Source organism: Pseudomonas sp. AS2.8 (genome assembly GCF_014190935.1).
Taxonomy (GTDB): Bacteria; Pseudomonadota; Gammaproteobacteria; order Pseudomonadales; family Pseudomonadaceae; genus Chryseomonas.
This window is the reverse complement of the sequence record NZ_JACHVV010000003.1, coordinates 549,545-576,413: the sequence shown is the minus strand read 5'-3', so window position 1 is coordinate 576,413 and position 26,869 is coordinate 549,545. Positions and strand designations below refer to the sequence as shown.

Below are 26,869 nucleotides of genomic sequence, written 5' to 3'. Positions count from 1 at the left end.
ACCATGGAGACCGTACGCGCCGAAGACGGCCAGGTTCTGTTCCTGCCCCATCGACTCAATCGCCAACCGGCCGTTGTTCGAGGCCTGACCGCGGACGAACTCTGGTTTGCCACCACGCTGTTTGCTTTGATCGGGCTAGGGCTGAGTCTGCCCCTGGCGGTTGTGGTTGGGCAGCTGGCGGTGCTGCCCACCGGCATCCTCATCACGCTGGCGGTTGGGCTCTACCTGAGCAGCGGATTGCTGCAGACCCTCAAGCGCGGACGACCTGACACCTGGCTGCATCGGCACCTGCAATGGCAGGTAGCAACCCGCCTGCCCCTCCTGGCCATCTGGGTCGGCGGACAGACGTTGATCCTGCGCTCAGGTACCTGGAGCACACGACGTTCCCGGCCGGTCCTGCGTAAAGGGGAGCGCTGGTCATGAGCCGCTTTCGCCACGAAATCGTGCATCTGCAGGCGCACATACGCACCCTTCGCCTAGCCGCCGGTGCCCTGGCCCTACTGGCGCTGCTACTGGGCCTTGGCTGGTGGAGCGCGCCGCGGGATCTGACCATCCATATCCCGCCTGACCTGCGTTCAGGCAGCACCCGACGCTGGTGGGACGTACCGCCCGAAAACGTCTATGCCTTCGCCTTCTACATCTGGCAGCAGCTGCAGCGCTGGCCCAGCGATGGCGAGGCGGATTACCCGCGCAACCTCAAAACCCTCTCGGCCTACCTCACGCCCGCCTGCCAGGCCTTCCTCGAGCAGGACTATCAGCGCCGACGCGCCAACGGCGAGCTGCGGCTACGCGTCCGGGGCGTCTACGAAATCCCAGGACGCGGCTACGGCGAGGACCCGGCGCGTCGGGTCAGGGTGATCTCACCTCGCGACTGGATCGTCACGCTGGATCTGACGGCGGATGAGTACTACAGCAGCGAGCAGATCAAGCGGGCGCTGGTGCGCTACCAGCTCAAGGTCGTGCGGCTGGATCAAGACCCCGAGCACAACCCGTTCGGCCTTGCGCTGGACTGCTATGCCCAGCCGCCACAACGCATCGACTCCCATCCGGACCCGACGCCTGCTCAAGCCCCAGGAGCCGCCACATGACTCGCCAGCCCCTATCCCTGCTCGCCGCGCTGTTCCTTGGGCTCGGTGTGGCAGCACCCGGTCATGCCACACAGATCCTGCATTGGAAGCGCCTGCCCCTCGCGGTGCCGCTTACGGTAGGCCAGGAACGTGTCGTGTTCCTTGATCGCAAGGTGCGCGTTGGCGTCCCTACAGCCCTGAGTGATCGCTTGCGTATCCAAAGCACCGGCGGCGCGCTGTATCTGCGCGCCAGCACCGTGCTTCCGCCCACGCGGCTGCAGGTACAGGATGTGCAGACGGGCATGATCATCCTGCTCGACATCGCCGCAGAGCCGGCCAAATCGGGTCAACCGCCAGCGGAGCCGATTCGAATCGTTCTGGATGCGCCAGGCGAAGAGTCGTCGCCCGCGTCGACTACGCCCGAAGCCGGTACTGCTCAGAGCGTTCCGGACGCGGCCCTGGCGATGGCCCTGACCCGCTATGCCGCCCAGCGTCTCTATGCCCCTTTACGCACCCTTGAGCCAGTCGAGGGCATTCGCTCCGCCGCGGTAGAGAAAGAGCTGCCGCTGGACAGCCTGTTGCCAGGGCTACCCGTTAGGGCAAGCGCCCTCGCCGCCTGGCAACTGCAGCACCTACGGGTCACCGCAGTTCGCCTGAGCAATCAAAGCGCACGTCCTATCGCGTTGGTACCCGAGGCACTACAGGGCGACTTTGTGGCTGCCACCTTCCAGCACCCCGACCTTGGCCCGTCCGGTCAGGCCACCGATACCACAGTGGTTTATCTCGTTACTTGCCACCAGGGACTGCGGGGCGCCGTGCTCCCCAGGGTCACGCCCTTCCCAGACGTCGCACCTCGCCCTCCTGTCTTGCCCGCGCTGCGCCACGGTAATGTCGATGAAGACCAGTAGCCTACTCAAATGGGCGGCCATTCCCCTGGCTGGAATGATGACTGCCGTTGGCCTTACGCGATGCACCGGGTCCTCCAGTACGTCTGATGTTGAGCCCGAAACCGCTCATGCGCTGACCCAAGAGGAACGCGCCGCTTTGGGGGTTGAAGGCGACTCCCCTCGGGACACCGTCGCGACCCTGGTGGCGCAGGTCAAGCAGCTGCGTCAGGAGCTGGAGACTGCAACGCGCGATGTGCAGCACTCACGTCATGCGCCCGGCCGTCCAGAGGATGCAACCGCGCTGGTTGATCAGCGAATCGAACACGCCCTGCAGGCCGAGCGGGAGCAGCGGCAGCAGGCTCAGGAGCAGCTGGCGCGTGAACGGCAGCAGACCGAACGATTGCTCAACGACGTCAAGCAGCGCCTGCACTCCCCCGCACAGGACGATGCCACGGAGCTGCCGGTAGGGCTCGGCCTGGAACCCACCCAAGAAGCGGCGACTGAGGTGCCACTGCGCTGGATTGAGCCGAGCGATGTGCCGCCTGACGCTGCGTCCAGCAAGAGCCAGGCGCGGCCACTGCAGCTGGGATTAGCCCCTGAGTCGCCACCTGGCCCAGCCCCTGACGACCGAATGAGCCACACACCTGATGCTCCGGCCAAACCGGTCTATACCTTGCCGGCCAATGCCACCCTGGTGGGCTCGGTCGCCATGACGGCACTGATCGGCCGCGTCCCCGTCGACGGCACGGTGAATGACCCCTACCCCTTCAAGGTGCTGATCGGCCCGGACAACCTGACCGCCAACGGCATCGAATTACCCGACGTGGCCGGCGCCGTGGTTAGCGGAACGGCCTCTGGCGACTGGACCCTGTCCTGCGTCCGCGGACAGATCCGCAGCCTGACCTTTGTCTTTACCGACGGCACGATCCGCACCCTACCTGACGATGACCCGCCCAGCGGCCAGGCCCGACGCGGTGAGTCAGCGGACAACGCCTTGGGCTGGATCAGCGATGACCAGGGCATTCCCTGCGTAGCGGGTGAGCGGCGTAGCAATGCGGCCCAGTACCTGGGCTCGCAGGCCTTGATCACCGCCGCAGGTGCTGGCGCGGCATCGCTCCTGTCAGCCGACAAGGGCACGCATGCCGTCTTCAGCGGCGCCGGCACGTTCGGCACCACCAGCACGTCCGGACAGGGGGCGCTCAACCAGATCCTGGCCAGCGGTATGCAGGACCTGTCGCAATGGGTCAATCGATTCTATGGCCAAGCCTTCGCAGCGGTGTACGTCAAACCCGGCGCCCAGGTTGCGGTTCACCTGGAGCGGCCCGTCACGCTGGATTACGCCCCCCAGGGGCGACGCGTTCATCACCTGACAGGAGGCTTCCATGCAGCGCCCTTGGACTGACGTGACTTTCGCGCTTGCCACTCCGCTGCTGGCCCTAGCGCTTGCAGGCTGCGCCAGCAAGGACACGCTACTGCCGCCCGGTGATCACACCATGCTCGACCTCTGGCTTACCCACACGAGCAGTGTCCAGGGCGCCGAGGTTCGCCTGAACGAGGCCCGGCAGCAGGTGCGTCGTCCGTTGTCCGTCGGGGATGAGCATCCCTCCAGCAGCATGCGTGGGGACGTGCGCCAGCGCGCTCAGGCCCTCAACCAGCAATTTCCCCGCCTGCCCAACCCTGACCTGGTGATGTATGTCTTCCCGCATTTGGCCGGCGAGGAGTCGGTTCCGGTACCAGGCTACAGCACAGTATTTCCGCTCTATCGACACGTACCCTACGCCCTGCCCGGTGAGCGCGTGGAGGACTACTGATGCGCCGCGCTTGGCTCCGCTGGCCGCGCCTGCGCCAGACGACACCGGATCCTCAGTCATCGGATGCCTGGCAGGCCCATGTCATGCGGCTAGCCAAGCACGGGCTGGCCGCCCCGGGCGCCTGCCTGGCCCAGTCCAAACGCCGGCCTGCTACCCAGGCCGATCAGGACAGGCTGTACGCCCAGGCGCCCTCGTTCGTCGATCTCCTGCCGTGGGTGGAATACCTGCCTGATGCGCAGTGCATGCTCTTGGACGATGGCCGCTCGGTGGCGGCCTTCTTCGAGTTGCAACCACTGGCGACAGAAGGACGCGAGCCTGACTGGTTCGCGCAAGCGCGCGACGCCGTAGAAACCGCCCTGCAGGAAACGCTCGATGAGCACGACGAGAGCCCCTGGGTCGTTCAGTTCTATGCCCAGGACGAGCCCACCTTCGAGGCTTACCTCGACACACTGTCCGACTACGTCCGCCCTCTCGCGCGTCACAGCGTCTTCACGGACTACTACCTGCGCCTGACCGCCCGCCACCTGCAGGCGGTCAGCACGCCTGGTGGACTGTTCGACGACACCACCGTGACCCAGTTGCCCTGGCGTGGGAAGCACCGCCGTACCCGGATGGTCGTCTACCGGCGTCTTCCCGACACCGCGCGCCGCAGCCCTGTGTCAGCGCCTGAGCAGGCCCTGAATGCAACCTGCGACCGCCTTACTGCGGCGCTTGCCAGCGCGGGTGTGTCCAGCACACGCCTGGACGCTGCCGCCATCCACGATTGGCTGCTGCGCTGGTTCAATCCCGGTCCCACTCACCTGGGCCATACCGACGCCGACAAGGCACGCTTCTACACCCTGACCCGCTATCCGGACACGACACCACCCGACGCTCTGGAATTGGCCAGCGGGACCGATTTTGCGCAGCGCCTTTTCTTCACGCCACCTCGCTCAGACCGAACCACCGGGGTGTGGTACTTCGACGATCGACCTCATCGCGTCCTGGTGGTTGATCGACTGCGTCAGCCTCCGGAAGCAGGCCACCTGAGCGGTGAGATGCGGCATGGTGAGGCCCTCAATGCGGTAATGGATCAGCTGCCAGAGGGCACGGTGATGTGCCTGACGGTGGTCGCAACGCCACAGGATGGATTGGAAGCGCAGCTCAATACCCTGGCACGCAAGGCCGTGGGCGACACCCTCGCCTCCCTGCACACCCGCCAGGACGTCGAGCAGGCCCGGGCCCTGATTGGCGGACAGCACAAGCTGTATCGAGGGGCGTTGGCGTTCTATGTGCGCGCACCGGCGATGGAGAGTCTGCGCCAACGCTGCCACACACTTAACAACGTGCTGCTGACGGCAGGCCTGCAGGTGGTACGCGAAGACGCGGAGGTGGCGCCGCTTAACAGCTACCTTCGTTGGCTACCCGCAGTCTTTGATCCTGCGGCCGACCGCCGGCATTGGTATACCCAGTTGATGTTCGTGCAGCACGCCGCGAACCTGGCCCCTGTCTGGGGCCGTAGTACGGGAACGGGTCATCCCGGCATCACCTTCTTCAATCGAGGTGGGGGTCTGGTGACCTTCGACCCGCTGAGCCGCCTTGATCGCCAGATGAACGCCCACCTGTTTCTGTTCGGTCCAACCGGGTCGGGCAAGAGCGCGACCTTGAATTACCTGCTGCAGCAGGTGACCGCGCTGTACCGACCTCGATTATTCATTGTCGAGGCCGGTAACTCCTTTGGGCTATTTGCCGACTTCGCCGCCCGCTTGGGGTTATCCGTTCACCGCGTAACCCTCACACCGGGCAGCGGTATCAGCCTGGCACCCTTCGCCGATGCCTGGCGGCTGGTCACACCGACCTCCCCCAAAGCGCTCGACAGTACAGAGGGTAATCAGTCAGAGGCGTCGGATGAGCAGCGTGATGTCCTGGGCGAACTGGAGATCATTGCGCGCCTGATGATCACCGGCGGAGATCCACGCGAGGACGCACGCATGACCCGCGCAGACCGGAGCCTGCTGCGTCAGTGCCTATTGGCGACCGCCGAACGTTGTGTAGCGCAGGGACAGCCCGTGCTGACCCGCGATCTCTGCGCCACGTTACGCGAGCAGGCGCGCGACGACGCCCTTCCCGAACCTCGACGCGCCCGCCTCTTGGACATGGCCGAAGCCATGAGCCTGTTTTGTCAGGGCAGCGACGGCGAACTCTTTGATCGCCCTGGCACCCCGTGGCCTGAGGCTGACATTACCCTGGTGGATCTGGCGACCTTTGCCCGGGAGGGCTATGGCGCGCAGCTTGCCGTGGCCTACGTCAGCCTCATCAACGCCGTAAACAACCTGGCTGAGCGCGATCAGTTCCTGGGGCGTCCCTTGATCAACGTCACCGACGAAGGACACATCATCACCAAGAACCCACTGCTGGCACCCTATGTGGTCAAGATTACCAAGATGTGGCGAAAGCTCGGCGCCTGGTTCTGGCTGGCCACTCAGAATCTGGACGACTTGCCAGCAGCGGCCGAACCCATGCTCAACATGATCGAGTGGTGGATCTGCCTGTCGATGCCGCCCGATGAGGTCGAGAAGATCGCCCGCTTCCGCGAGCTGACGCCGGCACAGAAGGCCTTGATGCGCTCTGCGCGCAAGGAGGCGGGCAAGTTTAGCGAAGGGGTTATCCTGTCCAAGTCGATGGAAACGCTCTTTCGCGTGGTACCGCCTAGCCTCGTTCTGGCCTTGGCCATGACCGACCCGGAAGAAAAAGCTGAGCGCTACCGCTATATGCAACAGGACGGGCTCAGCGAGTTGGACGCAGCGTTCAAAATGGCAGAGGCGCTTGACCAGCAGCGTGGCATTACCACGGCCCTCCTTGACCCTCCTAGGCCGCCGCCTAACTGAACAAGCGGCCGCTCAGGCAGACCTGTCGCTCATTATCCGCAGGGATGATCAGTCGTCGCACTGCCATAGGCTTTATAGAAAACGCATACCCTAATCTGCATGCTCCACCCAAGCGTGGCCAAATCGATTTATCCAAGCGAGGCGATAATTTACCGTCAGCAGGAGCGGTGCTTCACATCCGTAACGCTGGTTTCACGCTGGAAAATCCACCCGAAAGCATGCGAAACGCAAATCAGAGTTATGGGTTTGCGTTAGCAACGCTTTTGATCTTTCTACTCTTCGCTCACTTTTTTAAGCAATCTCGTATCGAGGCCAAACCGCTCCTGGCTTTCCAACCGGTATGAGCCTTCTGCCAAATCGCAGCTCATGAGCAGATTCCACGAGTGTCGAGACACCGTGGAGGGGATGAGGACAAACGGATGCTTATCTAACAGGTTGTCCCCGAACTGACACTGATTCGGGGAAGGCCGGGCACCTGTTAACCAATTGGGGTTAGGAACGTCCTCGGGTTGCACGATCTTGATCAGGTCTGGATCAAGCACAGTGAAGCAAGTCAGCACATGCGGGACGATGTCAAGCAGGTCAAACCCGGTGTGGACCGCGACTTCCAAGATCGCGGTAGCAGGATCCGCAGCCGCGTACACAACGTGGCGCCCCGGCGGATTCCATCGGCCACCCACCTTATGAGCTCCGATTCCTTTGTCCCATGTGTCCGCAAACTCAGCACGGTCGAGGCGCCAGGCATGCCACGCTCCCGACCAAGGCAAAGCATTCACTGATAGACCCCGTACTTAATCCGCTCTAGATAGTCTTCGACCGCCTGAAACCCCATCGGGTTATGGATGACATCTAAAGGAATGTCTCCGTCGAGATACTTACAGGGCCGACTCAACCACTGCTCTGCAAGCTGCTGGTCACCGAACACATTGATCGCGTCCTCTAGCACCTTGGCGTACTGGAACGCGACAGCGCTTTGAAGAGCATCCAGCCTTTCGGAACGGCCTGCGCTGTTCTGGCGTTGCAGCGTACGGATCGATTTGCCAATGATGCGGCTGGTGATCTTTTTGTGCGCCAGAGGCTGATATGCCGAAATCAATGCATCTACGTCGTGACGGTGAAAGCCCTCTGTAGTGCGTTTGTAGATGTCGTAATCACTAAGCTGGCCAGCATCAACATGGATGAGAAACCATGTCGGCTTGGCTAGGTTGTAGTCTTTGGTCGACCGGCTGGTGACAGTAGTCATGACAAAACCCTCTAGCGTCATTTGGCGTATACATTACCGCCATTTGGCGCATAACGCACCATACCTACGAGCGATTGCGCGCTGGCCTGGCGCTCATTTCAGCCTTACAACGCAGCATGGGGCAGTGAGGTCCAGACCCGCTGCCAGTTGAATTTTCGTTGAGCGTCGATCACTGCAGCTCACAAAGGGGGCTCTCCGGTGCTGGCCGCATGCGCGCTCAAGCAAAAACGTCGCTAAAAAATCCGGTAAGGCCCGCTTCCCTATTCTTTCTGGTACTCGGCTTCGTCGTCTTTTGAACTAGGCATATCCCCGCGCCTGGAGACGACTGCCGCCATGACCCATCGTAATGCCCGGTATCGCCCTACCTGTCTGGGACCCTTGGTCCTGGGGCTAGCCTGCCTTCGCGCAGAGGCTGTGGACGTTGTGGCCTATACGGACCGCCACCATCCACTTACCCAGACTCAAGGTGCCCGTGTCGTTCTGCTCGACGAGGCCTCGTGGCTGCAAGGAGAGCTTTCTCGAGACCTACCACCCAACCTTACGACTGCTGAACAAAGGGTTCGCCATCGTCTGGAACAGACGCCGGCCCTCGCCCCGCAACTGACCCATGCCTACCAAGATCTCCTACAGGCCTGGCATCTGGGGCTTACCCACCTACCGGCCGTAGTGGTTGATCACCGCTACGTCGTCTATGGCGATACGAACGTGGCCCGGGCCGTGGCACGCATCGAACACCAGCTGGGCCGCCGGCCATGAAGCGCTCTGCTCGCCTGCGTCCTTTGCTGCTGGCCGGCACCCTTGCCAGCACGACCGCGGCTTTGGCGCTGGATACCCCGGCTATCGTAGCTTCGGTGGCCTCACCCGACTGCCTGCAGTACCGCGTTGTCGGCATCTGTTACTGGCTTTACTGCACCTTAAGCGGCTGTAGCGTCCGCACCTCGCTCAAGGTCAGGCATTACGTTCCGGACGCCGTCGTTGCCAGCTATTCGAACACCGGTGAAAACCCGTGGCAGGCCCTGCGTGCACTAAGTCCGGCGACTGCCATGGCACGCTCAGGCGGCGCAGGAACCAGCGCCGATGCTCATGAAAACAACCTCGCCCTATTCAAGAATGCGGATGTGATCGGTCATCCCGGCGCTGCCGCCCTGGGTCAGTACGCCGGCCAGTTTGGCTACACCTGCGGTGGCGCCGGGACACCGTTCAAACCCTATTTGCTCAGCACGCTCGATACCCTGGCCTGGCGATATGGCATACCCGAGCGCGCCTATCCTGAAGCGGTGTCACCCGGCCTACGGGAGATTGGCACCCGCGCGCAGGCCAACCTCTGGGGCACCGTCTATCCCCGGACCGGCTTTGTGCATCAAGCCGATGACTACAAGGGCGCTGCCGTCATCGCCCAGCGCGCAGGCGATATCGTCACACGCGAGGGACAGCCCCACGTCTACCAGCCGCTGCGGGCGCAGCCGCAACCGGGTTACTGGCCCGCCGGCCCGCTCAAAGAGGGCGATGCCCAAACCGGTAGGTGGCAGCCCTTGGCGCCTCGGCTTTCGTCCACCTGCGTGGTGTTCCCGCATGACCAAGCAGGGCCACAGGCCATGCAGGGCGACTACGCCTGGGCGTTGTGGCGCCCCTATGCCTGCTGTGAGCGCCAGGGCCAGGTGCTGCTGGGCAGCCAGGACTTTCTGTAGCGATCTCAGTAGGTATCTCCATGACCCCTCCTCATCGAATGGGCCTTTGGCGGGCTCTGCACCTTGTCACAGGCATGCTGCTGCTCACCAACAGTGGCGCGCAATCACTTCGCCTGGATAACACAGGTATCAACCTCAGCGGACCGGTCTTCAGTGACGAGGTGTTCTACAGCATTGGCGGCGGCCGGGCGGTGTCCATGAGCCCGGCGGGCAACATGGAGAGCTTGGGTGTGGGCGTTGGCTGGAACAGCAACCTGGTCTGTGGCGACATGAGCCTGTCGACCACGGTGCAAAATCAGCTCAATGGCGTCACCAACGGCTTTCACAGCCTGATGAACAACGTCATCCAGAACGCCACCAGTGCAGTGGCCTCACTGCCCGCGCTCATCATCCAGCGGGCAGATCCTGCCCTGTATAACCTCCTCACCAATGGCATCCTCCAGGCGCGCCTGGACTTTGATCGCTCCAAAGCCAGTTGCCGCGCCCTGGCCGGTCGCATGGCAGATCTTGCAGGCGGAAGCGCCGGATGGGATCAGCTGGCCGAAGGCATGGCGCTTAAACAAACCCTTGCCAGTCGCGACGGCGTGTCCGCGGTCGAGCAGGCTGAAACGCGCGGGGGTCAGCAGGGCGTGCCCTGGGTGGCCGGCGCGCCAGCAGGAGGACGTGATCAGCCCCCGATTCGCCTGATCAGCGATGTGACCCGGGCAGGCTACAACCTGCTCAACGGGCGAAGTGCTCAAGAGACCACCGACCTGGACCCCGCGCAGTGCCACGACCGGTTGATCTGTCAGGTCTGGCCGTCGCCCCACGCCGCGACAGCCTGGGCCAATCGAGTCTTGGGAGAGCGCGAACTTAGAACCTGTACGCAGTGCACCAAGACCCAAACCACACCCGGCGTAGGCCTGACGCCGCTGATCCAGGAGGAGTACGACAAGGTCCTGCGCGCGCTGCGCGACCTCGTGGCAGGCACCACGCCCACCACCTCCGAGCAGCTTGCCGCTGCGGGTAGCCGCGCATTGCCCGTCACCCGAGGTGTCATCGAGGCCTTACGCGATGAGCCGGACCGAGATGTACTAAGCGAGCGTCTTGCCTCCGAGGTGGCCTTGTCACGCGTCGTGGAGCAAGCGCTGTTGCTCCAGCGGTTGCTGCTGACCGGTCTCAAGGAGCCCAACGTCGCCGCAAATGAGATCGCCACGCGCACCCTTCGTACCGAGCAGGAAACCCTGACCCAGGAGGTCGGTAACCTGAAGACCGAGCTGGAGCTGCGCAGGACGCTGACGACCAATGCGGCGTCGCGTGTGGTAGATCGCCAACGCGAACGCGCCGCTCGCTCAGGCGGTATCTTCCAGGGTGATGCCACGCCCCGCCGCCTGGATGTGATTCAGGCCCCTCAGGAGGATGCGCCATGAGGCAACTCATTTGGCGTGCGGTCCGCAAACAATGCCTGCGGCGTCGCTCACTGGCCGCGCTGGTGCTCCTGGTGGTGCTCCTCCTGGCACCGCAATTCGGCCAACCTTCCCTAGACCGACTACAGGCCTGGACCGCTTGGCTGGAGGCGCACGCGATGCTCCTGTTGCTGTGGCGGCTGTGCCTGTATGGCCTCACGGCGTGGGGCTGGTATGGGCTGCACCAACGGGTACGCGCCCGCGAAGGGTCATCACGCGGCGTGGTACGTCTGTACCTGCTGGAAGGCCTGGCCCTGTCGACACTGGTGGTTGCGGAATGGCGCCTTTGGGCCCACGCCGTGTAGTGAGGACACCCTGTCATGACGCTCTACACCACGGACTACCTTGAGTACTACCTCACCCTGGTCGGCTGGCTTATCCATAACGGCATCTGGAATCTCTTGCTGGCCAGCGGTCTCTTTGCGCTGCCCTTTCTGCTGATCGTGATCCAGGAATGGCTGCACACTCGCACCATCAGTGCGGATGAAAGTCAGCAGAGCCTGCTCTCTACCCGACGCATCGAAAGCCGCATGCTCCTAGCGATCGGCGTCATCGCCTTTGCAGCGATTCCCATGATCCCGGTATCGCTGAACACCCTTCAGTTTGATATGACCCGCTCCCGCCAATGCCAGGTTGACGTTGCGGCCCCTGCCAAGACGGGGTGGGCCCTGAGCTATACCCAGCTCAATGGACAGCAGGCCTTGATACCGGTCTGGTGGTTCTTTGTGCACGCGCTATCAAAGGCTGTGACCGGTGCGGCCATCGCGGCCATTCCCTGCGGCACGGACTTGCGACAGATCCGTATGGAGCTTGATGCCACACGCATTGCCGATCCACTGCTCGCACAGGAAGTAGCCGACTTCACCCGTGAGTGCTACGGACCCTCGCGCGCCCGGCTGTTCATGCAGCGCCCTGGCCTGGCTGCGGATCAGCGTTATGACGTCACCTGGATCGGCTCGCGCCATTTTCTCAACTCACCCGGCTTTTATGACATTGACCGGGCGCGTACTCCACGCGCCGCTTGGCCTTACGAAGCGACGCGTGATGCAGGCCTGGCACCGGGTCCCAACGGCGCAGGCTATCCAACCTGTCGCCAATGGTGGTCCGATCCAGGACGGGGGCTGCGCGAGCGATTGCTGACCCAGGTTGATGCCGGCCTGCTGAACCGTCTGGCGCAGTGGGCAGGCTTTGTTTCCCGGCAGACCGTAGACGATGCGGTCATACGCGCTGTCGTCGCGCCGCGCCAGCAGAAGCTCAATCAGGGTCAGGTCTATACCGACTATGGCGGCCAGGTGGATATGTCGCTGCCTAACATGGCCGCCCGCCTGGCCGGCGACACAGGATTAGCCTTGGGATCGCTGGGGTTCTTTCCAGCCATGGACGTCGTGCGTCAGGCACTGCCGATGGTGCTGTCGCTGCTGAAGATGGCGCTGGTGATTGGCCTTCCCTTGCTGCTGGTCATAGGCACCTACGACCTCAAGACCACGCTGACGCTCAGCACCGTGCAGTTTGCGCTCTTCTTCGTGGAGTTCTGGTTTCAGCTGGCCCGTTGGCTCGATAGCACCATCCTGGATGCTCTCTATGGTTGGGGCTTTGGCGCCGGACGTCCCCATCGAAATTTCGATCCACTGATTGGCCTGAACAACGCCTTCGGTGACCTGTTGCTGAATTTCGTCATGGCCACGATGTTTATCGCCTTTCCAACATTCTGGATAACGGCTCTGACCTGGGCAGGCCTACGGGCTGGTGCGGCCCTTCAGGCGCTGGCAACGGCCACTCAAGACGCACGAGGCGCAGGCAGCAAGGGAACCCAAGCGCTGCGACAAGGGATGCAGTAAAGGCTATTTCCTGAACCACCAGGCACAACCCGTGAACCAGTACATATGCTTTTTCCATCAGGTGATGCGATTAGCCATCAGAGACCTCAGTCTGCTCAGACATTGGCTCAATCGTCGCACCGACGCCTCTCTACTGCCTGATCCTGGCCCTACGACAGATTCGGCTCAACGCCTACGTCACCCCCTGCCGGGAGACGTCTTGTTGGCGCGTCCTGCGCGCACTGTCCTGGTAGAACAGATCTGGCAGCGCACCGCGGTCTCGCGCGAGCAATTCGCACAGCTGTACCTCGCCCCCCTGCAGCGGTACGCCCATTTGGTTCAGGAATTTCCCGCCTCACAGGACGGGCACTACCGGTGCGCCGGAGGCATGCTCGATCAGGCGCTTCACCGCATCATCTGCGCACTTCGCCTTCGCCAGGCCTGCCTGTTACCTGCCGGCGCGCCACCCGAGGAGCAGGCCGAGCAAGCCGAAGCCTGGACGGCCGCGGTGGCCTACGCCGTGCTGCTGCAGGATCTGGGTAAGCTGGTCGTTGATCTCCGCGTAGAACACGATGACGGAACGCCATGGCGGCCTTGGCAGGGCCCGCTGCAGCGCCCCTATCGCGTTCACTATCCGGCTGAGCGGCCCTATCGCTTACAAGCCGCGGCCACCGCACTGCTCCACGTCCACGTGCTGGATCCGGAGCTGCTCACCTGGCTCTCAAGCTACGATGTGCTCTGGACACAGATGCTGTACATGATGAGCGGCCAGGAAGCGCACGCAGACATCCTGGGAGATCTCGCCTTTCAGGCCGCTCAAGCTGTGGCAGATCAAGCCTCCTGTTAAGCGCGCGTAAGGGGCTCTAAGCTAAGTCGCAGCCTGAATAGCGCATGCGGATAGGCCATTTCAACGCTACCTGCCAGGTTCCACGTGAAACGTTTAAGGCCTGGGCTAGGCCAGACGACGGGCGTCGCGTCGGATCATCTGTGGCGGCACGCCGAAGCCGCGCATGAACAATCCGCGCAGATGGCGGTGATTGCGAAAGCCGGTCTCCCGCGCCACCGTTTCCAGGGAATGACGGGGCTGCTCGATCATCAAACGTGCCGTCTCCAGGCGCAGCCCCTCGACGGCCTTTGCCGGTAACTACCTCGTCTCGGCGATAAACACCCGACTAAATTGCCGCGGACTCAGGTGAGGCACCTCGGCCAGCTCCTCAACACTCAGGGGGCGGCCCAGGTGCTGCCGGGCGTATGCGAGCGCGGTATGAATCCGATCCGATTTCGGCATCAGGGTCAGTAGTTCTGAATGCTAAGTCTGGCCGCCAGAGCGGAATTGCTGCATGACCAGCTGATGCGCCACCGAGCGCGCTACCTCCATATCCAAGTCCTTTTCCACCATGCCCAGGGCCAGGTCCAGGCCGGCGGTGGTCCACACGGGGCCGTCGACGATGAAGATGCGGTCCTCCTCGACACGGATCTGTGGATAGCGATCCTGCATGGCCCGTGCGAAGGACCAATAGGTGGTAGCCCGGCGCCGGTGGAGCAGACCGGCCGCGACCAGCGCAAAGCCACTGGTACAGATCCCCGCTGTGCGGCGCGCCTGGGCGCCGGCCAAGCGGACGAAATCCAGCAGTGTGAGCGACGGCTCGATGGCCAGGGCTTAGGTCTCCACCAGCAACTGCTGGCGACAGCCGCGCCATGCCACTGGACGCTTTCGTCTCTAGACTTTGGACAAGCTGGTCACTGCCGAGACCGAGGTGCTAGTGGATCGTGTGGTGCCGCTGCGGGCCAATCCCGGCCCGCAGGAGCATGCGCTGATCAACCGGTTCAACCAGGCGCTGGCCGACAACCCCATCCCCGTTGCCTGACCAAGACTGCCGGCCGCCTCCCGCGGTCGGCAGGTATCAGTGGTCGACGTGCATGTCACTCCGGCAGTGATAAGTAGGCATCAACGGTCTTTTCGTTTATTTCGAATATTGCACGTTTCGTTTATTTCGACTATAAACGCTAGTGGCGTATGAGACGCCAGAAATGTGCGTTGCCTTTGGGAGATACATCATGACCACCGCCGATCTTGCTCGAACCATTCTCCCGGATGAAAAAGCAATCGCTACGGCTACTGAATCAAGCCGTCAGATCGCTGCTTTCGTTTCAACGAAGCTGGATACTCAGCGTATTGAACTGGTTGATGAGGCCCAGCAACGCCAGGTTGTTGAACTACCTACGCTCGCGCTTAAGTTGCTCGGGGACATACTCAGCGAATTGGCCTTAGGCAACACCGTGAAGGTAGTGCCGATTCATGCAGAGCTGACGACCCAAGAATGCGCCGACATGCTCAATGTCTCGCGTCCTCATCTTGTTAAGCTGCTGGACGAAGGCCAGATTCCACACACCAAGACCGGTAGTCATCGACGCATTAAGTTCACCGACCTCATGGTCTACAAAGCTGACCGTGATAGGGCGAGTCAGGACGCTATGGAAGAACTGGCTGCGCAAGCCCAAGCGCTTAACATGGGGTATTGATGAGACATTCACCGTTCACTGTCATCTACGATGCCTGTGTTCTGTACCCCGCACCTCTGCGCGATTTGCTGATGCAACTGGCCCTCACTGGAGCGTATCGAGCGCGCTGGTCCGAGCAGATCCATGATGAGTGGACGAGAAACATGCTGAAGAACCGTCCCGACCTGACAAGCGCGCAGCTCGATCGCACTGTCGAACTCATGAATCGGGCAGTTCCTGACTGTCTTGTGAAGGACTATGAGCCTTTGGTGAAAGGGCTCGACCTACCAGACGAAGACGACCGGCATGTATTAGCCGCTGCCATCAAATGCGGTGCTTCGGTCATCGTCACCTATAACCTCAGGGACTTTCCTGCTGAAATCCTCAAGTGCTTCGAGATCGAGGCGTTGCATCCCGACGTCTTCCTTTCCGACATATGGGACTTGGATCAAGCAGCTGTGCTTGAAGCAGCCCGAAGACAGCGTGCTTCTTTGAAGAACCCTACCCATACGCCCTGCGAGCTACTCGATACGTTGCTTAAGCAGCAGCTCCCCGAGCTCGTTAAGCATCTCTCCAACTTCGAGTCATTGATCTGACCCTGCCAGGGCCAGAGCTCTAGGCCGGTAGGTGCGGGCCAGGTCCATCTGCTGCGCGGCGGACGCCTGAGCTTCGAAACCGCACGGGGCGAGCGGCGGGACTTGGTCGAGCCCAGCCTCATGCTGATGATTCGCCCGCGTGCGCATCAGCGCTTGCAGCAGCGCCGCCCCTGGCGCTGATCGCCGACGAGGTCGGCTACGATAGTCCCTCGGCCCTGGCCCGCGCCTTTCGCCGCATCACCGGCGCGAGTCCGACCGAATGGCAGCGGGCACAGGCTTAGGCCTTGCCGGCAGCCGCCCCATCCCGCCATTCCACCACCAGATCCGCCCGCGCCCGGTCGCCGTCGATCAGTCGTGCATTAGGCTCATCGGTGCTTTCCACCCAGGCTTCGGCGTCCGCACGGCTGCGGCCAAAGTGCATGTGGCGGGCGACCAGCCGTTCGCGACGCTCTTCAGGATCGACACGCACATACCAGCACTCGTCGAACACCTCGGCGACATCGCTCCAGGGCGCCTGGGTCAAGAGCAGGTAGTTGCCCTCGCTGATCACCAGCTGGGTCTCGGCGTGGACCGGGATGGCATTGGCGATGGGTTCTTCGATCTCGCGATTAAACAACGGCGCATAGACGGTCTCTCCGGCCACTGGCGTCTTCAGCCGCTGCAACAGGGCGCGATAGCCGCGGGCGTCGAAGGTGTCCGGCGCGCCTTTGCGTTGGGCGCGGCCCAGACGAGCCAGCTCGCGATTGGCCAGGTGATAGCCGTCCATGGGCACGACCACGGCGCGCTCGCCCAGCGCTGCGGCCAAGAGTTCAGCGACGGTCGACTTGCCCGCGCCGGGAGTACCGGCGATACCCAGCAGGCGACGTCCACCCTGGGCCAGCAGCGCCTCGGCGCGGGCCAGGAGTTCAGCGGGGAGTTGCAGACCCTCGACCGGACGCTGACTGCTCATGCCGGCACCCCCGGCAGCGCAAGGATGGAAATGGCAGGCAGGCACAGGAGAGCGGTCATGGCGGAGGTTCCGGCAGTGGGGATCGCGGCACGCTAGCACCCAGCGGAGCTGGTCGTCGACTCTGCGCCGGCATGGTCGGAAAGCCATCACAGTCTGCAGCCCGGCGAGCCGATACCGGCTGCTCCCCCTCGGCATCCACCTGGCGCTCTCGTACACTCCGCCTCCTATCGGCCGCGCGCCGCCGTGAGCCTCATACAAAGGGATTTGGTCACCATGAAGAAACCGCTACTTACCACTCTCGCCGGTGTGGCCCTGGTCGCCGTCGGCACCGCCGTGGGTGGCGCCTGGTACACCGGCACTCGGCTGGAAGGCGAATTGCGCCAGGCCTCCAGTCAGGCCCAGCTGGCTCTGCAGGCGCAACTCCCCGAGTACCCCTTGCAGCTCCAGCTGGTCGAGTTGCAGCGGGGTATCTTCAGCAGCACCGCCACCTTCAGTCTGAGCGTACAGGCCGAGGATCGGCCGCCCGTAGAGGTGCTGCGGGTGCTCGACAACATCCAGCATGGCCCCCTCCCCCTGACCCGCCTTAAGTCCCTGCAGTTGGCGCCGGTCATGGCGGTCAACCGCTTCACCCTGGCGCGCACGCCGGTCACGGCCGATCTCTTCACCCTGGCCAAGGGCGCCGAACCTGTACAGCTCGACGCCACCCTGGGCTACGACCGCGCGGTGGACGGCGGTCTCGCCCTGGCCGCCCTGCACGTGGACCAGCCCCAGGGCGCGGTGGCCTTCTCCGGCCTGAATGCCACCTTCAATACCGACATGGAAGCCAGTCGGCTGCGCCTGGACAGCACCGTCGGGCAATTCAGCCTCAATGTGCGCACGCCGGATGGCTGGGCCAAGCTGGAGACCGAAGGCTTCGGCCTGACCGGCGACAACCGTCGCAATGCCGATGGCTTCTGGCTTGGTCCAGGGCAGCTGCGTCTCGGCCGCCTGCTGTTGGCCATGCCCGGTAAGCCCGCAGTCGAGCTGCGAGATCTGCAGATTCAGGGCGACACCCGGCAACAGGGCCAGCAACTGGCAGGTACGCTCAACGCGAGCCTCAGTCAGCTTAATATCGCCGGCCAGACCCTGGGCAAGGCGACCCTGAGCAGTCACTACAGCAATCTCGACAGCCCGGCCCTGGCTCAGCTCAATGCCCTGCTGCAGCACCTGCAGCTGGATACCGAGCAAGGCCTCGACCCCACCACCCAGGCTACCCTGCAGCAACATCTCGGCGATGTGCTCGCCGCGCGTCCCCAGCTGGTGGTGGATGATCTGCGTCTCGACACCCCAGGCGGCAGCAACCACCTGCGCCTGGACCTGACCCTGGCCAAGCCGGCGACCTACGATCTGCCGCCCGAGCAACTCGCGGCCCAGATGCTGGCCGGTCTCGATGCGCGCCTGTCGGTGGCGCGAGGCAGCCTGGTGGATGGCGTGCTGTTCCAGGCGGGCGCCCAGCGCACCCAGCCGGCCATGCAGCAGCAGGCTCAGGCCACCGCCGAAGCGCTGGCCGGCATCGGCCTGAACAGCGGCCTGCTCAAGGCTGAAGGCGAGGATCTGGTGGCTACCCTGAATTACAGCGCTGGGCGGCTGATGCTCAACGGCCAGGAAGTCCCGCCAGAACAGCTGCTGGCCCTGCTGGAGCGCCCGCAACCCGCGGCACCCGCCAAACCCCAGGGTAAGGCGCCGAAGCGCTAGCGGATGCTTGGGCTGTTGGGCTTCGGCGATAGAGCCGCCTCAATTCAACCTACGTCACCAATCTCGTAGGTTGAATTGAGCAACGCGAAGCCCAACGCTTTAACCGCCTTACTTGAGCTCTAACCCGCCACTGGCCTTGTTCAGCTCACGCAGGTGCTTGCCGAGTAGGTCCAGGTTGGCTTCGGTCAGGTCCAGGCCATCGCGGGCCTCCGGCGAGAGCAGTTGGCGGACCTCGTTGTTGAGGGTGTCTCGGAGGCTGCGCAGGTGCGCTTGGCGCTTCTGGCTCTCGGCGGTCAACTGTTCCCACTCGCCCGGTTGCGGCAGGCCATAGCCGTCGGTGCCGAGCAGCTCGGCCGGACGGCTCAGGTAGCCGCTGTCCTTGAGGATCTGCTCCAGGGCGCCACCGGCCTTGCCGAAACGCGCCTTGTCCACCGCGTCCTGGCCCAGGTAGCGATCCTTGAGCTCGGTCTGCGCCTGCAGCAGCGCCCGGCGATAGGCCGCCTGCTCCAACAGCAGCAAGGCGGCGCTGGCGCGCAGGTCGGCGCGCTGGAACTGCTCGCGACGCTGCTGCGGAGTCAGTGCCAGCCAGGCCTCGACATCCGCCTGGGGCAGCTTCAGGCGCTCCCGGGCCACCTTGAACATCGCCTGGAAGCGCTCGCGGAAGCTGTCGAAGCGATAGCCCAGCCGCAGCGCCTCACGTGGATCGTCCAGCACTGAGGTGTCCACCAGGTCCTTGAACCTCAGCGCATCCATCAGCCCAGTGGGGGTGATGACATCGAGCTGGGCATCGGCCAGGCGCGGCACCCCGTCGTGCAGCAGCTTGAAGGTTTCCACCGCGCAGTTGTTGGTCACGAAGTAGTACTGGCCGTCATAGCTCCAGTGCACCTGGGCGGTCCGCTCGAGGAAGTCGGCGATCTCCGGACGGGTCAGCTTGAGCGGCACGGATTGCAGGCCGCGCAGCTCCACCTTGGTGTACTCGTCCACCACCTGAGCCAGCGGCAGCACGAACAGCCGCGACGGGTAGGAGCCGGTCAGGCCGCGCCAACTGGAGAGCTGGACGTCGTTGACGAAGGCGCGGAACGACAGCACCAGATGGTATTGCAAGTCCAGCCGGCAATCCGGGCCGCGCGGCCGGCCCGGGGCGCAGACCACCAGGCGCAGCATGCTGTGGCCCCAGCGGCTCATGACCTTCTCGTTGCCCTCGGCCAACAGGTAGTCGACCGCATAGACCCGCTCCGGATCGAGCCAGCCCAGAGGCGCCTCGCCAAAGTCGTTGCCGGCGTTGAGATAGGGATAGCGTCCTGGACAGGCGTCATGCGCAGGCGACCAGCCGAAGTGCTCGGCAAAGTAGCGCTGCAGCGCCGGCCGCCGGCAGGCGTAGCTGGGGTCGAGCAGGAAGTACTCCATGTTCACCGCCACGAATTCCTTCGGGTTGGTGACTTCATAGAGATCGGGACTGCGGGCGATGAAGAGATTCTTCGACTCGCGATTGCCGTGCTTACGCGTCTTTACCTGCCAGCCGGCCAGGTCCAGCAGCCGTGGATCGTCGGACAGGGTGTAGCTGCGCCCGGCCTGGCCCTGGCATTTCACTGGCAGCTGGTCGGAAGTCAGTCCCAGGCCGCCGCACGAGAGGATCAGCTGGCGCTGCTCAGGCGTCCAGACGCGCTCGCGGTCATAGAAGTGGGTCAGCTCGTGCAGCACCGTGGCCAGCAGTTCGCGGTGCTGGGTGCCATGGGGTCGGCCGGTCTGGATGCGGGTGTCGCTGCCGTCCACCAGACTGGGCAGCAGGCGGCGATTGAGCAGCAGATTGCGCCGGTCCGCCTCGCCATAGGCTTCTTCCAGCAGCTCGCTGCTCCAGCGCACCGGGATGCGCTCATCCAGCGCCGCCTTGAATTTGGGTGGCAACAGCGCCTGGGCTTCAGCCAGCAGTTGCTGGGTCGCCTGGATCTGCGCGGGCGTCAGGCCCTGGGTATCGAGTTCGAGGTGCAGGGCGGCCTGAGCCCCGCCGAGGGCCAGGCCGGCCGCAAGGCCAGCCAGCCACTGCCGCAGCCGGCCGGCGCGGTTCATCACAGCGCCAGGATGGCCTGGGCCAGCTGCAAGTCGTTGGCCTGGCGCGCGGCCGGGAACTGGTCGCGCAGGCTACGGAAGGCTTCTTCCAGTTGGACGCCACGGATGTCGCCGTCGGTGGCGACAAAGCTGGCGGCATCGCCACGCGCGGCCTGGATCATCTTGGCGTCGCGAATGGAGGTGGTGGTATCGGACGTGAAGTCGATGCTGCGCTGCAGCGCCCGCACCACGATGTTACTGGTGGCCACCAGGGTCTGGGCCTGAGCCAGGCTCGAAACGCCCAGGGTCAGGGCAGCGGCGATAAGCAGGGAACGGCGCATGGATACTCCAGGGATGTCACGGAATTGAAACGGACTACTGACTCAGAATCGCCTGGGCGAGTTCCCGGTCGGAGGCGTGCAGCGCCGGATCAGCCGCGCGCAGGGCGCGGAGGGTTTCCTCCAGCTGGGCACCGCGCAGGGCGCCGTCGGTGGCGACGAAGGCCGCGGCATCGTCACGCGCCGCCAGGACCAGCTTGTTCTGGAAGGGGCCAGTGGTGAGCTGGCTGGTGCCGTAGATGGTCTTCACCAGACCCTCGGTGGTGGAGTCGAACGCCAGGACCGGCGTGGCAACACAGAGACCGAGCAGCAGCGCGGCAGAACGACGGATATACATAGATGACGACCCTCCGGTGGCAGATGGTCGCCAAGGCTAACGCAGCCCCCCGCTCCGGGCTAGCAGGCACGGGGCGCGGGGGGTATCGCGGTGTTGCGCGTCAGATCGCCAGGATCGCCTGGGCCAACTGGTCATCGCTAGCCTCGCGCAGTGCGGGTGCCTGGCTGCGCAGGTGGTCCAGCGCCGCCTCCAGGCGTACGCCGCGGATGTCGCCGGCGCTGCCGACGAAAGTGGCCGCATCGTCACGGGCTTCCTGTACCAGCTTGTCGTTCTTGAAGGAGCCGGTGATGGACGAGGTGGTGTCCGAGGTCGCATCGATGGCGTTGACGATGATGTCGGTGGTGACATAGAAGCTCGACGCCGAGGCGGCGGTGGACAGGCAGAACAGCGCCGCAGCGGCGCCCAGGTGCAAGGCTTTCATGGATGACTCCCGTCTGGATAGGCCTGAGTAAGACTACCGTCTGCCCGAGGAAGTCTCACCCTGCCGCGGATTTTCATCGCTGCCAGAAGCCCTTGCTGCCCTCTCGGTACTGATCAACCTGATTTAGACCCAGATCTGCCAGGGCCCGGGCGTCCAGCTGTTGCAGTTGGCGGCGGGTTACGGCCCGCTGGTGCCAGAGGATGAACAACCTGAGTAGGGGACGCACGCCGAGCGGGTAGGCACGAAAGCGAACGGAAGTAAGGGTAGGCAAGAGGCGATCCATGGCGATATCCAGCGAAGCAGTGGAGGTATCCCAGCTTCGCCGCTGACGCAGGACCGAACCACTTACAGCTGCAGAACACTGTATCCGTACAAAACATTTAGTTTTGTATCTGTACCTATCGATCCTGCCTGAACCGCTCTGATCCGGCTTACTGCGCCGGTCAGACGAGACACGGCTGTATCCGCTTTCCGCGACGTATGCCTGATCTGCCTGAGTCGCTACAATCGAGGCTTTCAGCGCCCATCCGCGAGAGGCACCGCCATGAGCTTCAAAGTTTTCGTCGACGGCCAGGAAGGCACCACCGGCCTGCGTCTGCTGGACTACCTGACCGGTCGTTCGGACATCGAACTGCTGCGCATCGACGAGAGCAAGCGCAAAGACCCGGCCGAACGCGCGCGCTTCCTCAACGCCGCCGATGTGGCCTTTCTCTGCCTGCCCGATGCCGCCTCCCGGGAAGCGGTGAGCCTGGTGACCAATCCCAACACCTGCATCATCGACGCCAGCACCGCCTTCCGCACCGACAGCAGCTGGACCTACGGCCTGCCGGAACTGGCGCCCGGTCAGCGCGAAGCGCTGCGCGCCAGCAAGCGCATCGCCAATCCCGGCTGCCACGCCACCGGCTTCATCCTGCTGGCCCGGCCGCTGGTGGACGCGGGCCTGCTGGCCCCGGACACCCCGCTGTCGGCCTTTTCCCTGACCGGCTACAGCGGTGGCGGCAAGCAGATGATCGCCGCCTACGAAGCCGGCGGCGACGCCCGCCTGCTGAGTCCGCGTCCCTATGCCATGGGCCAGGGCCATAAGCACCTGCCGGAAATGCGGGTACAGAGCGGTCTGACCGCCGCGCCGGTATTCAGCCCCATCGTCGGTCCCTTCCTCAAGGGCCTGGCGGTGACCATTCCGCTGCACGCCAGCCAGCTGCGCCCGGGTACCACTGCCGCCGATCTGCAGGCGGCGCTGGCCCGTCACTATGACGGCGAATCCTTCATTCGCGTGGCGCCGGTGGCCGCCGAGGAGGAGCTGGACAATGGCTTCTTCGACGTCCAGGCCAGCAACGACACCAACCGCGCCGATCTCTTCGTCTTCGGCAATGCCGAGCGGATGACGTTGGTGGCGCGGCTGGACAATCTGGGCAAGGGCGCGGCGGGTGCTGCGGTCCAGTGCATGAACGTGCACCTGGGCGCCGACGAGGGTCTGGGGCTCGCCAGCGGCCGCTAGTCAGGGCGCCGGCTTTCTGTTCGGCCGGGGCGAACCTTTTTCCTGGTGCCCCGTCTGAACTGCTGAACGGCGTGGATAGCCGTTCTGCTCCTTTGCTGTTTAGTGTTGGCAGATGCTGGACCCCTGCTTGGCGGTCCAGTCTTGAACTCCGGACTTCTCCCCTCCCCTAATGGAAGTCCGGAGTTTTTTTATGCCTCGGCGCTGGGTTCGTCGAGGCCCAGCCAGCGGGCCAGCACGCGTTGGGCATCCTCTACCCCCTGGCGCTTGGGCGCCGAGAACAGCTGGATGCTGGCGGTATCGCCCCAGCCCTGGCGTACGTCGCGCTGCACCTTGAGCAGGGCATTCTTCTGGGCCCCGAAGGCCAGCTTGTCGGCCTTGGTCAGGAGGATGTGCAACGGCATGGAACTGGCCTGGGCCCAGTCCAGCATCAGGCGGTCAAATTCGGTCAGCGGATGGCGAATATCCATCATCAGCACAACGCCGCTAAGCGAATTGCGGCTGCTCAGATAGGCCTCCAGGTGCTCCTGCCAGTGCTGCTTGAGCGGGATCGGCACCTTGGCGTAGCCGTAGCCGGGCAGGTCCACCAGGCGCCGCTCGTCGTCGAGGGTAAAGAAGTTAAGCAGCTGGGTACGTCCGGGCGTCTTCGAGGTACGCGCCAGGCTGGCGTGGGTCAGGGTGTTCAGCGCACTGGACTTGCCGGCATTGGAGCGACCGGCGAAGGCCACTTCGCGACCGCTGTCGAGCGGGCACTGATCGACCTTAGCGGCGCTGATGAGAAAGGACGCCTGCTGGCACAGACCGACGATGGGATTCTTGAAGCTGGACATGGGGGTACTCGCGAGCGCGCGGCAAAGTCAGCAGTATATCGGATGCGCCGGGCGAGAGCCGCGCCCCTGGTAACCTGAACGAAGCCTGAACATGGCCGGCCTCGGGCGCTGCGGCGACTAGGCGCGGCGATGCGCCCGGCTACAATGCCCGCAATCCGTCATGCCCGGTTGGTGGGCGTGCTTTCTTCCAGGAGTAGTCTCATGCGCAACCTGCTTTTCTCCGCCGTGTTCGCCGCCGCCAGTCTGTTCGGCGCGGCCGCCCATGCCGACGACATCCAGGCCGGCAAGCAGTACACCGAACTGAGCAGTCCGGTTCCGGTGTCCGAACCCGGCAAGATCGAAGTGGTTGAGCTGTTCTGGTACGGCTGCCCGCACTGCTACGCCTTCGAGCCCACCCTCAACGCCTGGTCCAAGAAGCTGCCCGACGACGTCTCCTTCAAGCGCGTGCCGGCCATGTTCGGCGGCATCTGGAACGTCCACGGTCAGCTGTTCGTGACCCTGGAAGCCATGGGTGTGGAAGCCAAGGTGCATGACGCCGTCTTCGCCGCCATCCACAAGGAGCACAAGAAGCTGGCCACCCCCGAGGAGATGGCCGACTTCCTCGCCACCCAGGGCGTGGATCGGGAAAAATTCCTCAGCACCTACAACTCCTTCGCCGTGAAGGGTCAGGTGGAAAAGGACAAGAAACTGGCCATGGCCTACCAGATCACCGGCGTGCCGACCATGGTGGTCAATGGCAAGTACCGCTTCGACCTGGGCTCCTCGGGTGGTCCGGACGAGACCCTGAAGGTCGCCGACTTCCTGATCCAGAAAGAACGCGCCGCCAAGTAAGCGCCACCCGCCGCCGCGTCCCGCGGCGGCGGCTCCTCAGCTCGTCCCTCTCAAGCGGCCTCCGGTCGTCCTGCTCAAACTTTCCCCGCAACCGCCGATACCCTAGCCACTATCAAGTCGGCTGGCCGCCCCGTGGCGCCTGCCTGCTGGCCACCCTCAAGCCTTTGGAGCGGGCGGATGGAGCGCGCGGACATCGAACGCTGGAAAAGCAAATACCTGGAGAGCCTCGAGAATCTCGAGCGCCTGGAAAGCCGGTGGGAAAACCGCCTGGACCTGGTGCGTCGTGGCCTCGTGCGCAGCAGCCTGGCCGCCGAAGGCAACGACGCGGCGGTGGACGCCTGCCTGGTCGAATTGCGCGACATCCTCCGCCGTGACGACAGTGACGCCGATCTCGCCAAGCTGATTCCGCGCCTGGAGCGCACCGTGCTCGACTCCGAGCAGCGCCGCGAATTGCGTGCGCGTCAGGTGGCCGAGGCCTTCGCCGAACTCTGCCGGCTCTTGCAGACCCTGGAATTGCCGCGCGACCAGCGCAAGGCGCTCAAGGGCTTTGCCAAGCGCGCCCAGGCCGCAGCCGACCAACCGGGCGAACTGCCTGCGCTGCTCGGCGAATTCAGTCGTCTGCAGCAACAGGCGCTGAGCCATCTGCACCCCGAACAGCCCGCCCGCGCCGGCTTTCTGCAGCGCCTGCTGGGCGGTCGAGGCGAGGTTGCGGAAGAGGCGCCGGCGACAACGTCGAGTCCGGTAGTAGAAGACGCCTCGCCGGCGACGGCAGCCGCGCCAGCGGCGGAAACGCCGGAACCGCCGCCGCTGCCGGTCGAAGGTGTCCCCGCCGCGCCACCTGAAACCGCAGCAGAGCCCCTGGCAGCCCAGGCCGATCCGGCCTATGCCCTGCCTCCGGTACCTGAACCCGGTTACAGCGCCATTGCGCCCCATCTGGAAGCCACCCTGCTGCGGCTGCTCGACGACCTGGCGCTGCCGGACAGCCACAAGCCTCAGGCCGAGCACCTGCGCCAGCGTATCCAGGGCAGTCTGAACTGGTACGAACTGGTGCCGGTGCTCGACGACCTTTCGGTGCTGGTGCTGGCGCTTAACCATTCCGGGCAGAGCGAATTCCAGCTCTACCTGCGCCGCCTCAATGAGCGCCTTGCCGCTTTCCAGATCGGCTTGCACGACGTCCATACGGGGCGCCAGGATGGCCAGACCCAGGAGCGTGCCTTTGGTGACGCCCTGCGCGGCCAGGTCAGCGAACTGCAGAGCGAAGTACAGGAGGCGACGGACCTGGACAGCCTCAAGCTGTCGCTGGACAGCCGTCTGGAAGGCCTGCTGACCAGCCTGGCCGACCAGCAGAGCCAGCGTGAGACCCGCGAGCAGGAAGCCAGCGAACGGCTCAGCGCCCTCACCGAGCGCGTCGCCGGCATGGAGCGCGAAGCCCAGCAGTATCGCGGCCATCTGGAAGAGCAGCGGCAGAAGGCGCTCTGCGATCCCCTCACCGGCCTGCCCAATCGCGCCGCCTGGAGCGAGCGACTGGACCTCGAGGTGGCCCGCTGGCAACGCCATGGCGGCGACCTGCTGCTGGCGGTGCTCGACGTCGATCTGTTCAAGCGCATCAACGATGGCTACGGCCACCTGGCCGGTGACAAGGTGCTCAAGATCATCGCCAGCGAATTGCAGCGCCGCCTGCGCAAGACCGATTTCATCGCCCGCTTCGGCGGCGAGGAATTCGTCATGCTGCTGGGCGCCACACCGGTTGCCGGCGGGGTCACCTTGATCGAGCAGTTACGCGCCGCAGTCGCCGCCTGTCCCTTCCATTTCAAGGGCGAACGGGTGGTGATCACCCTGTCCGCTGGTCTCGCGGCCTTTGCGCCGGGCGAGGATGCCGATACCGTATTCGAACGTGCCGACCAGGCGCTCTACCGCGCTAAGCGCGCCGGACGCGATCGCCTGGACGTGGCCTGACCCCTTCCA

The 26,869-nt window shown here is 64.0% G+C and carries 27 protein-coding genes and 3 pseudogenes; 20 read left to right on the top strand and 10 right to left on the bottom strand.

All coding sequences use genetic code 11. From position 1 onward, the window contains the following. Nucleotides 1-3 precede the first annotated feature (3 nt). The 7 genes and pseudogenes from FHR73_RS22835 to FHR73_RS15095 all read left to right on the top strand — a co-directional run. Nucleotides 4-112, top strand: a pseudogene (locus FHR73_RS22835) (DUF3487 family protein); the annotation flags it as partial. After that, on the top strand, nucleotides 85-423 hold the full coding sequence (locus tag FHR73_RS15120) for a TIGR03750 family conjugal transfer protein (protein ID WP_409258689.1): 339 nt from the start codon (nucleotides 85-87) through the stop codon (nucleotides 421-423). The pseudogene FHR73_RS22835 and the gene FHR73_RS15120, both read left to right, overlap by 28 nt. Next, nucleotides 420-1,088, top strand: a complete 669-nt coding sequence (locus FHR73_RS15115; protein ID WP_183632346.1) for a PFL_4703 family integrating conjugative element protein — start codon at nucleotides 420-422, stop codon at nucleotides 1,086-1,088. The genes FHR73_RS15120 and FHR73_RS15115 overlap by 4 nt, the downstream gene beginning before the upstream one ends. Continuing rightward, complete coding sequence (locus FHR73_RS15110; RefSeq protein WP_183632344.1) at nucleotides 1,085-1,975, top strand: TIGR03749 family integrating conjugative element protein; 891 nt, start codon at nucleotides 1,085-1,087, stop codon at nucleotides 1,973-1,975. Before FHR73_RS15115 ends, FHR73_RS15110 begins: the two co-directional genes overlap by 4 nt. Next, nucleotides 1,962-3,356: a TIGR03752 family integrating conjugative element protein gene (locus FHR73_RS15105; RefSeq protein WP_183632342.1), complete on the top strand. Its 1,395-nt coding sequence runs from the start codon at nucleotides 1,962-1,964 to the stop codon at nucleotides 3,354-3,356. The genes FHR73_RS15110 and FHR73_RS15105 overlap by 14 nt, the downstream gene beginning before the upstream one ends. Then, nucleotides 3,337-3,765 (top strand): TIGR03751 family conjugal transfer lipoprotein, encoded by a 429-nt coding sequence (locus tag FHR73_RS15100; protein WP_183632340.1) that lies wholly within the window; start codon nucleotides 3,337-3,339, stop codon nucleotides 3,763-3,765. The genes FHR73_RS15105 and FHR73_RS15100 overlap by 20 nt, the downstream gene beginning before the upstream one ends. After that, entirely contained in the window at nucleotides 3,765-6,632 is a 2,868-nt protein-coding gene (locus FHR73_RS15095; RefSeq protein ID WP_183632338.1) for a conjugative transfer ATPase, read from the top strand. The genes FHR73_RS15100 and FHR73_RS15095 overlap by 1 nt, the downstream gene beginning before the upstream one ends. A gap of 272 nt (nucleotides 6,633-6,904) precedes the next feature. Here the strand turns inward: FHR73_RS15095 and FHR73_RS15090 are convergent, their stop codons facing one another. Together FHR73_RS15090 and FHR73_RS15085 are read right to left on the bottom strand one after the other, a co-directional pair. Further along, a complete protein-coding gene (locus FHR73_RS15090; protein WP_183632336.1) occupies nucleotides 6,905-7,408 on the bottom strand; it encodes an RES domain-containing protein in 504 nt (167 codons plus the stop codon). Further along, entirely contained in the window at nucleotides 7,405-7,875 is a 471-nt protein-coding gene (locus FHR73_RS15085) for an antitoxin Xre/MbcA/ParS toxin-binding domain-containing protein (protein WP_166655875.1), read from the bottom strand. Before FHR73_RS15085 ends, FHR73_RS15090 begins: the two co-directional genes overlap by 4 nt. A 333-nt stretch (nucleotides 7,876-8,208) precedes the next feature. Between FHR73_RS15085 and FHR73_RS15080 the strand changes: the two genes are divergently transcribed. From FHR73_RS15080 to FHR73_RS15055, 6 genes are all read left to right on the top strand, one after another. Next, entirely contained in the window at nucleotides 8,209-8,631 is a 423-nt protein-coding gene (locus FHR73_RS15080; protein WP_183632334.1) for a TIGR03757 family integrating conjugative element protein, read from the top strand. Then, complete coding sequence (locus FHR73_RS15075; RefSeq protein ID WP_183632332.1) at nucleotides 8,628-9,563, top strand: TIGR03756 family integrating conjugative element protein; 936 nt, start codon at nucleotides 8,628-8,630, stop codon at nucleotides 9,561-9,563. The genes FHR73_RS15080 and FHR73_RS15075 overlap by 4 nt, the downstream gene beginning before the upstream one ends. 74 nt (nucleotides 9,564-9,637) lie before the next feature. Then, nucleotides 9,638-10,972, top strand: coding sequence for an integrating conjugative element protein (locus tag FHR73_RS15070; RefSeq protein WP_183632330.1), 1,335 nt, complete (start codon nucleotides 9,638-9,640; stop codon nucleotides 10,970-10,972). A gap of 155 nt (nucleotides 10,973-11,127) precedes the next feature. Next, nucleotides 11,128-11,313 (top strand): hypothetical protein, encoded by a 186-nt coding sequence (locus FHR73_RS15065; protein WP_183632328.1) that lies wholly within the window; start codon nucleotides 11,128-11,130, stop codon nucleotides 11,311-11,313. 15 nt (nucleotides 11,314-11,328) lie between these two features. Continuing rightward, nucleotides 11,329-12,846, top strand: a complete 1,518-nt coding sequence (locus tag FHR73_RS15060; protein WP_183632326.1) for a conjugal transfer protein TraG N-terminal domain-containing protein — start codon at nucleotides 11,329-11,331, stop codon at nucleotides 12,844-12,846. Between the two features lie 64 nt (nucleotides 12,847-12,910). Further along, on the top strand, nucleotides 12,911-13,672 hold the full coding sequence (locus tag FHR73_RS15055) for a TraI domain-containing protein (RefSeq protein WP_260175726.1): 762 nt from the start codon (nucleotides 12,911-12,913) through the stop codon (nucleotides 13,670-13,672). 105 nt (nucleotides 13,673-13,777) lie between these two features. Here the strand turns inward: FHR73_RS15055 and FHR73_RS15050 are convergent. Next, nucleotides 13,778-14,455 (bottom strand): annotated as a pseudogene (locus FHR73_RS15050) (GlxA family transcriptional regulator); the annotation flags it as partial. A gap of 428 nt (nucleotides 14,456-14,883) precedes the next feature. Here FHR73_RS15050 and FHR73_RS15040 point away from each other — a divergent pair. The 3 genes and pseudogenes from FHR73_RS15040 to FHR73_RS15030 form a co-directional block, all read left to right on the top strand. Beyond that, nucleotides 14,884-15,348, top strand: coding sequence for a helix-turn-helix domain-containing protein (locus FHR73_RS15040; protein WP_183632324.1), 465 nt, complete (start codon nucleotides 14,884-14,886; stop codon nucleotides 15,346-15,348). After that, nucleotides 15,348-15,923 carry a PIN domain-containing protein gene (locus FHR73_RS15035; RefSeq protein ID WP_183632322.1) on the top strand — a complete coding sequence of 192 codons (576 nt, stop codon included), beginning with the start codon at nucleotides 15,348-15,350 and terminating at the stop codon, nucleotides 15,921-15,923. Before FHR73_RS15040 ends, FHR73_RS15035 begins: the two co-directional genes overlap by 1 nt. A gap of 167 nt (nucleotides 15,924-16,090) precedes the next feature. Next, nucleotides 16,091-16,204 (top strand): annotated as a pseudogene (locus FHR73_RS15030) (helix-turn-helix domain-containing protein); the annotation flags it as partial. Here the strand turns inward: FHR73_RS15030 and FHR73_RS15025 are convergent. Continuing rightward, nucleotides 16,201-16,872 carry a nucleoside/nucleotide kinase family protein gene (locus tag FHR73_RS15025; RefSeq protein ID WP_183632320.1) on the bottom strand — a complete coding sequence of 224 codons (672 nt, stop codon included), beginning with the start codon at nucleotides 16,870-16,872 and terminating at the stop codon, nucleotides 16,201-16,203. The pseudogene FHR73_RS15030 and the gene FHR73_RS15025 sit on opposite strands and share 4 nt — an antisense overlap. A gap of 273 nt (nucleotides 16,873-17,145) precedes the next feature. Between FHR73_RS15025 and FHR73_RS15020 the strand changes: the two genes are divergently transcribed. Further along, the gene (locus tag FHR73_RS15020; protein ID WP_183632318.1) at nucleotides 17,146-18,606 is read left to right on the top strand and encodes a YdgA family protein; all 1,461 of its coding nucleotides are present in this window, start codon (nucleotides 17,146-17,148) and stop codon (nucleotides 18,604-18,606) included. A 108-nt stretch (nucleotides 18,607-18,714) separates the two neighbouring features. On the opposite strand, the gene FHR73_RS15015 is transcribed toward FHR73_RS15020, so the two are convergent. The 5 genes from FHR73_RS15015 to FHR73_RS14995 all read right to left on the bottom strand — a co-directional run bounded on the left by FHR73_RS15015 (nucleotide 18,715) and on the right by FHR73_RS14995 (nucleotide 22,031). Next, the gene (locus tag FHR73_RS15015) at nucleotides 18,715-20,673 is read right to left on the bottom strand and encodes a DUF4105 domain-containing protein (RefSeq protein ID WP_221191553.1); all 1,959 of its coding nucleotides are present in this window, start codon (nucleotides 20,671-20,673) and stop codon (nucleotides 18,715-18,717) included. Further along, complete coding sequence (locus FHR73_RS15010; protein ID WP_007160025.1) at nucleotides 20,673-20,993, bottom strand: DUF2388 domain-containing protein; 321 nt, start codon at nucleotides 20,991-20,993, stop codon at nucleotides 20,673-20,675. The genes FHR73_RS15015 and FHR73_RS15010 overlap by 1 nt, the downstream gene beginning before the upstream one ends. A 34-nt stretch (nucleotides 20,994-21,027) precedes the next feature. Further along, nucleotides 21,028-21,327, bottom strand: coding sequence for a DUF2388 domain-containing protein (locus tag FHR73_RS15005; RefSeq protein WP_183632314.1), 300 nt, complete (start codon nucleotides 21,325-21,327; stop codon nucleotides 21,028-21,030). A 100-nt stretch (nucleotides 21,328-21,427) separates the two neighbouring features. Further along, nucleotides 21,428-21,748, bottom strand: a complete 321-nt coding sequence (locus FHR73_RS15000) for a DUF2388 domain-containing protein (protein ID WP_183632311.1) — start codon at nucleotides 21,746-21,748, stop codon at nucleotides 21,428-21,430. A 73-nt stretch (nucleotides 21,749-21,821) separates the two neighbouring features. Further along, on the bottom strand, nucleotides 21,822-22,031 hold the full coding sequence (locus tag FHR73_RS14995) for a DUF1127 domain-containing protein (RefSeq protein WP_183632309.1): 210 nt from the start codon (nucleotides 22,029-22,031) through the stop codon (nucleotides 21,822-21,824). Between the two features lie 261 nt (nucleotides 22,032-22,292). On the opposite strand from FHR73_RS14995, the gene argC reads away from it, so the two are divergent. Further along, nucleotides 22,293-23,246, top strand: a complete 954-nt coding sequence (gene argC, locus FHR73_RS14990; protein WP_183632307.1) for an N-acetyl-gamma-glutamyl-phosphate reductase — start codon at nucleotides 22,293-22,295, stop codon at nucleotides 23,244-23,246. A 188-nt stretch (nucleotides 23,247-23,434) separates the two neighbouring features. Here argC and yihA read toward each other — a convergent pair whose 3' ends face one another. Further along, a complete protein-coding gene (gene yihA / locus FHR73_RS14985) occupies nucleotides 23,435-24,073 on the bottom strand; it encodes a ribosome biogenesis GTP-binding protein YihA/YsxC (RefSeq protein WP_183632306.1) in 639 nt (212 codons plus the stop codon). A 201-nt stretch (nucleotides 24,074-24,274) separates the two neighbouring features. On the opposite strand from yihA, the gene FHR73_RS14980 reads away from it, so the two are divergent. Both FHR73_RS14980 and FHR73_RS14975 read left to right on the top strand, forming a co-directional pair. After that, nucleotides 24,275-24,904, top strand: a complete 630-nt coding sequence (locus tag FHR73_RS14980) for a thiol:disulfide interchange protein DsbA/DsbL (protein WP_133860131.1) — start codon at nucleotides 24,275-24,277, stop codon at nucleotides 24,902-24,904. Between the two features lie 177 nt (nucleotides 24,905-25,081). Beyond that, the gene (locus tag FHR73_RS14975) at nucleotides 25,082-26,860 is read left to right on the top strand and encodes a GGDEF domain-containing protein (RefSeq protein WP_183632305.1); all 1,779 of its coding nucleotides are present in this window, start codon (nucleotides 25,082-25,084) and stop codon (nucleotides 26,858-26,860) included. Nucleotides 26,861-26,869: the final 9 nt, after the last annotated feature.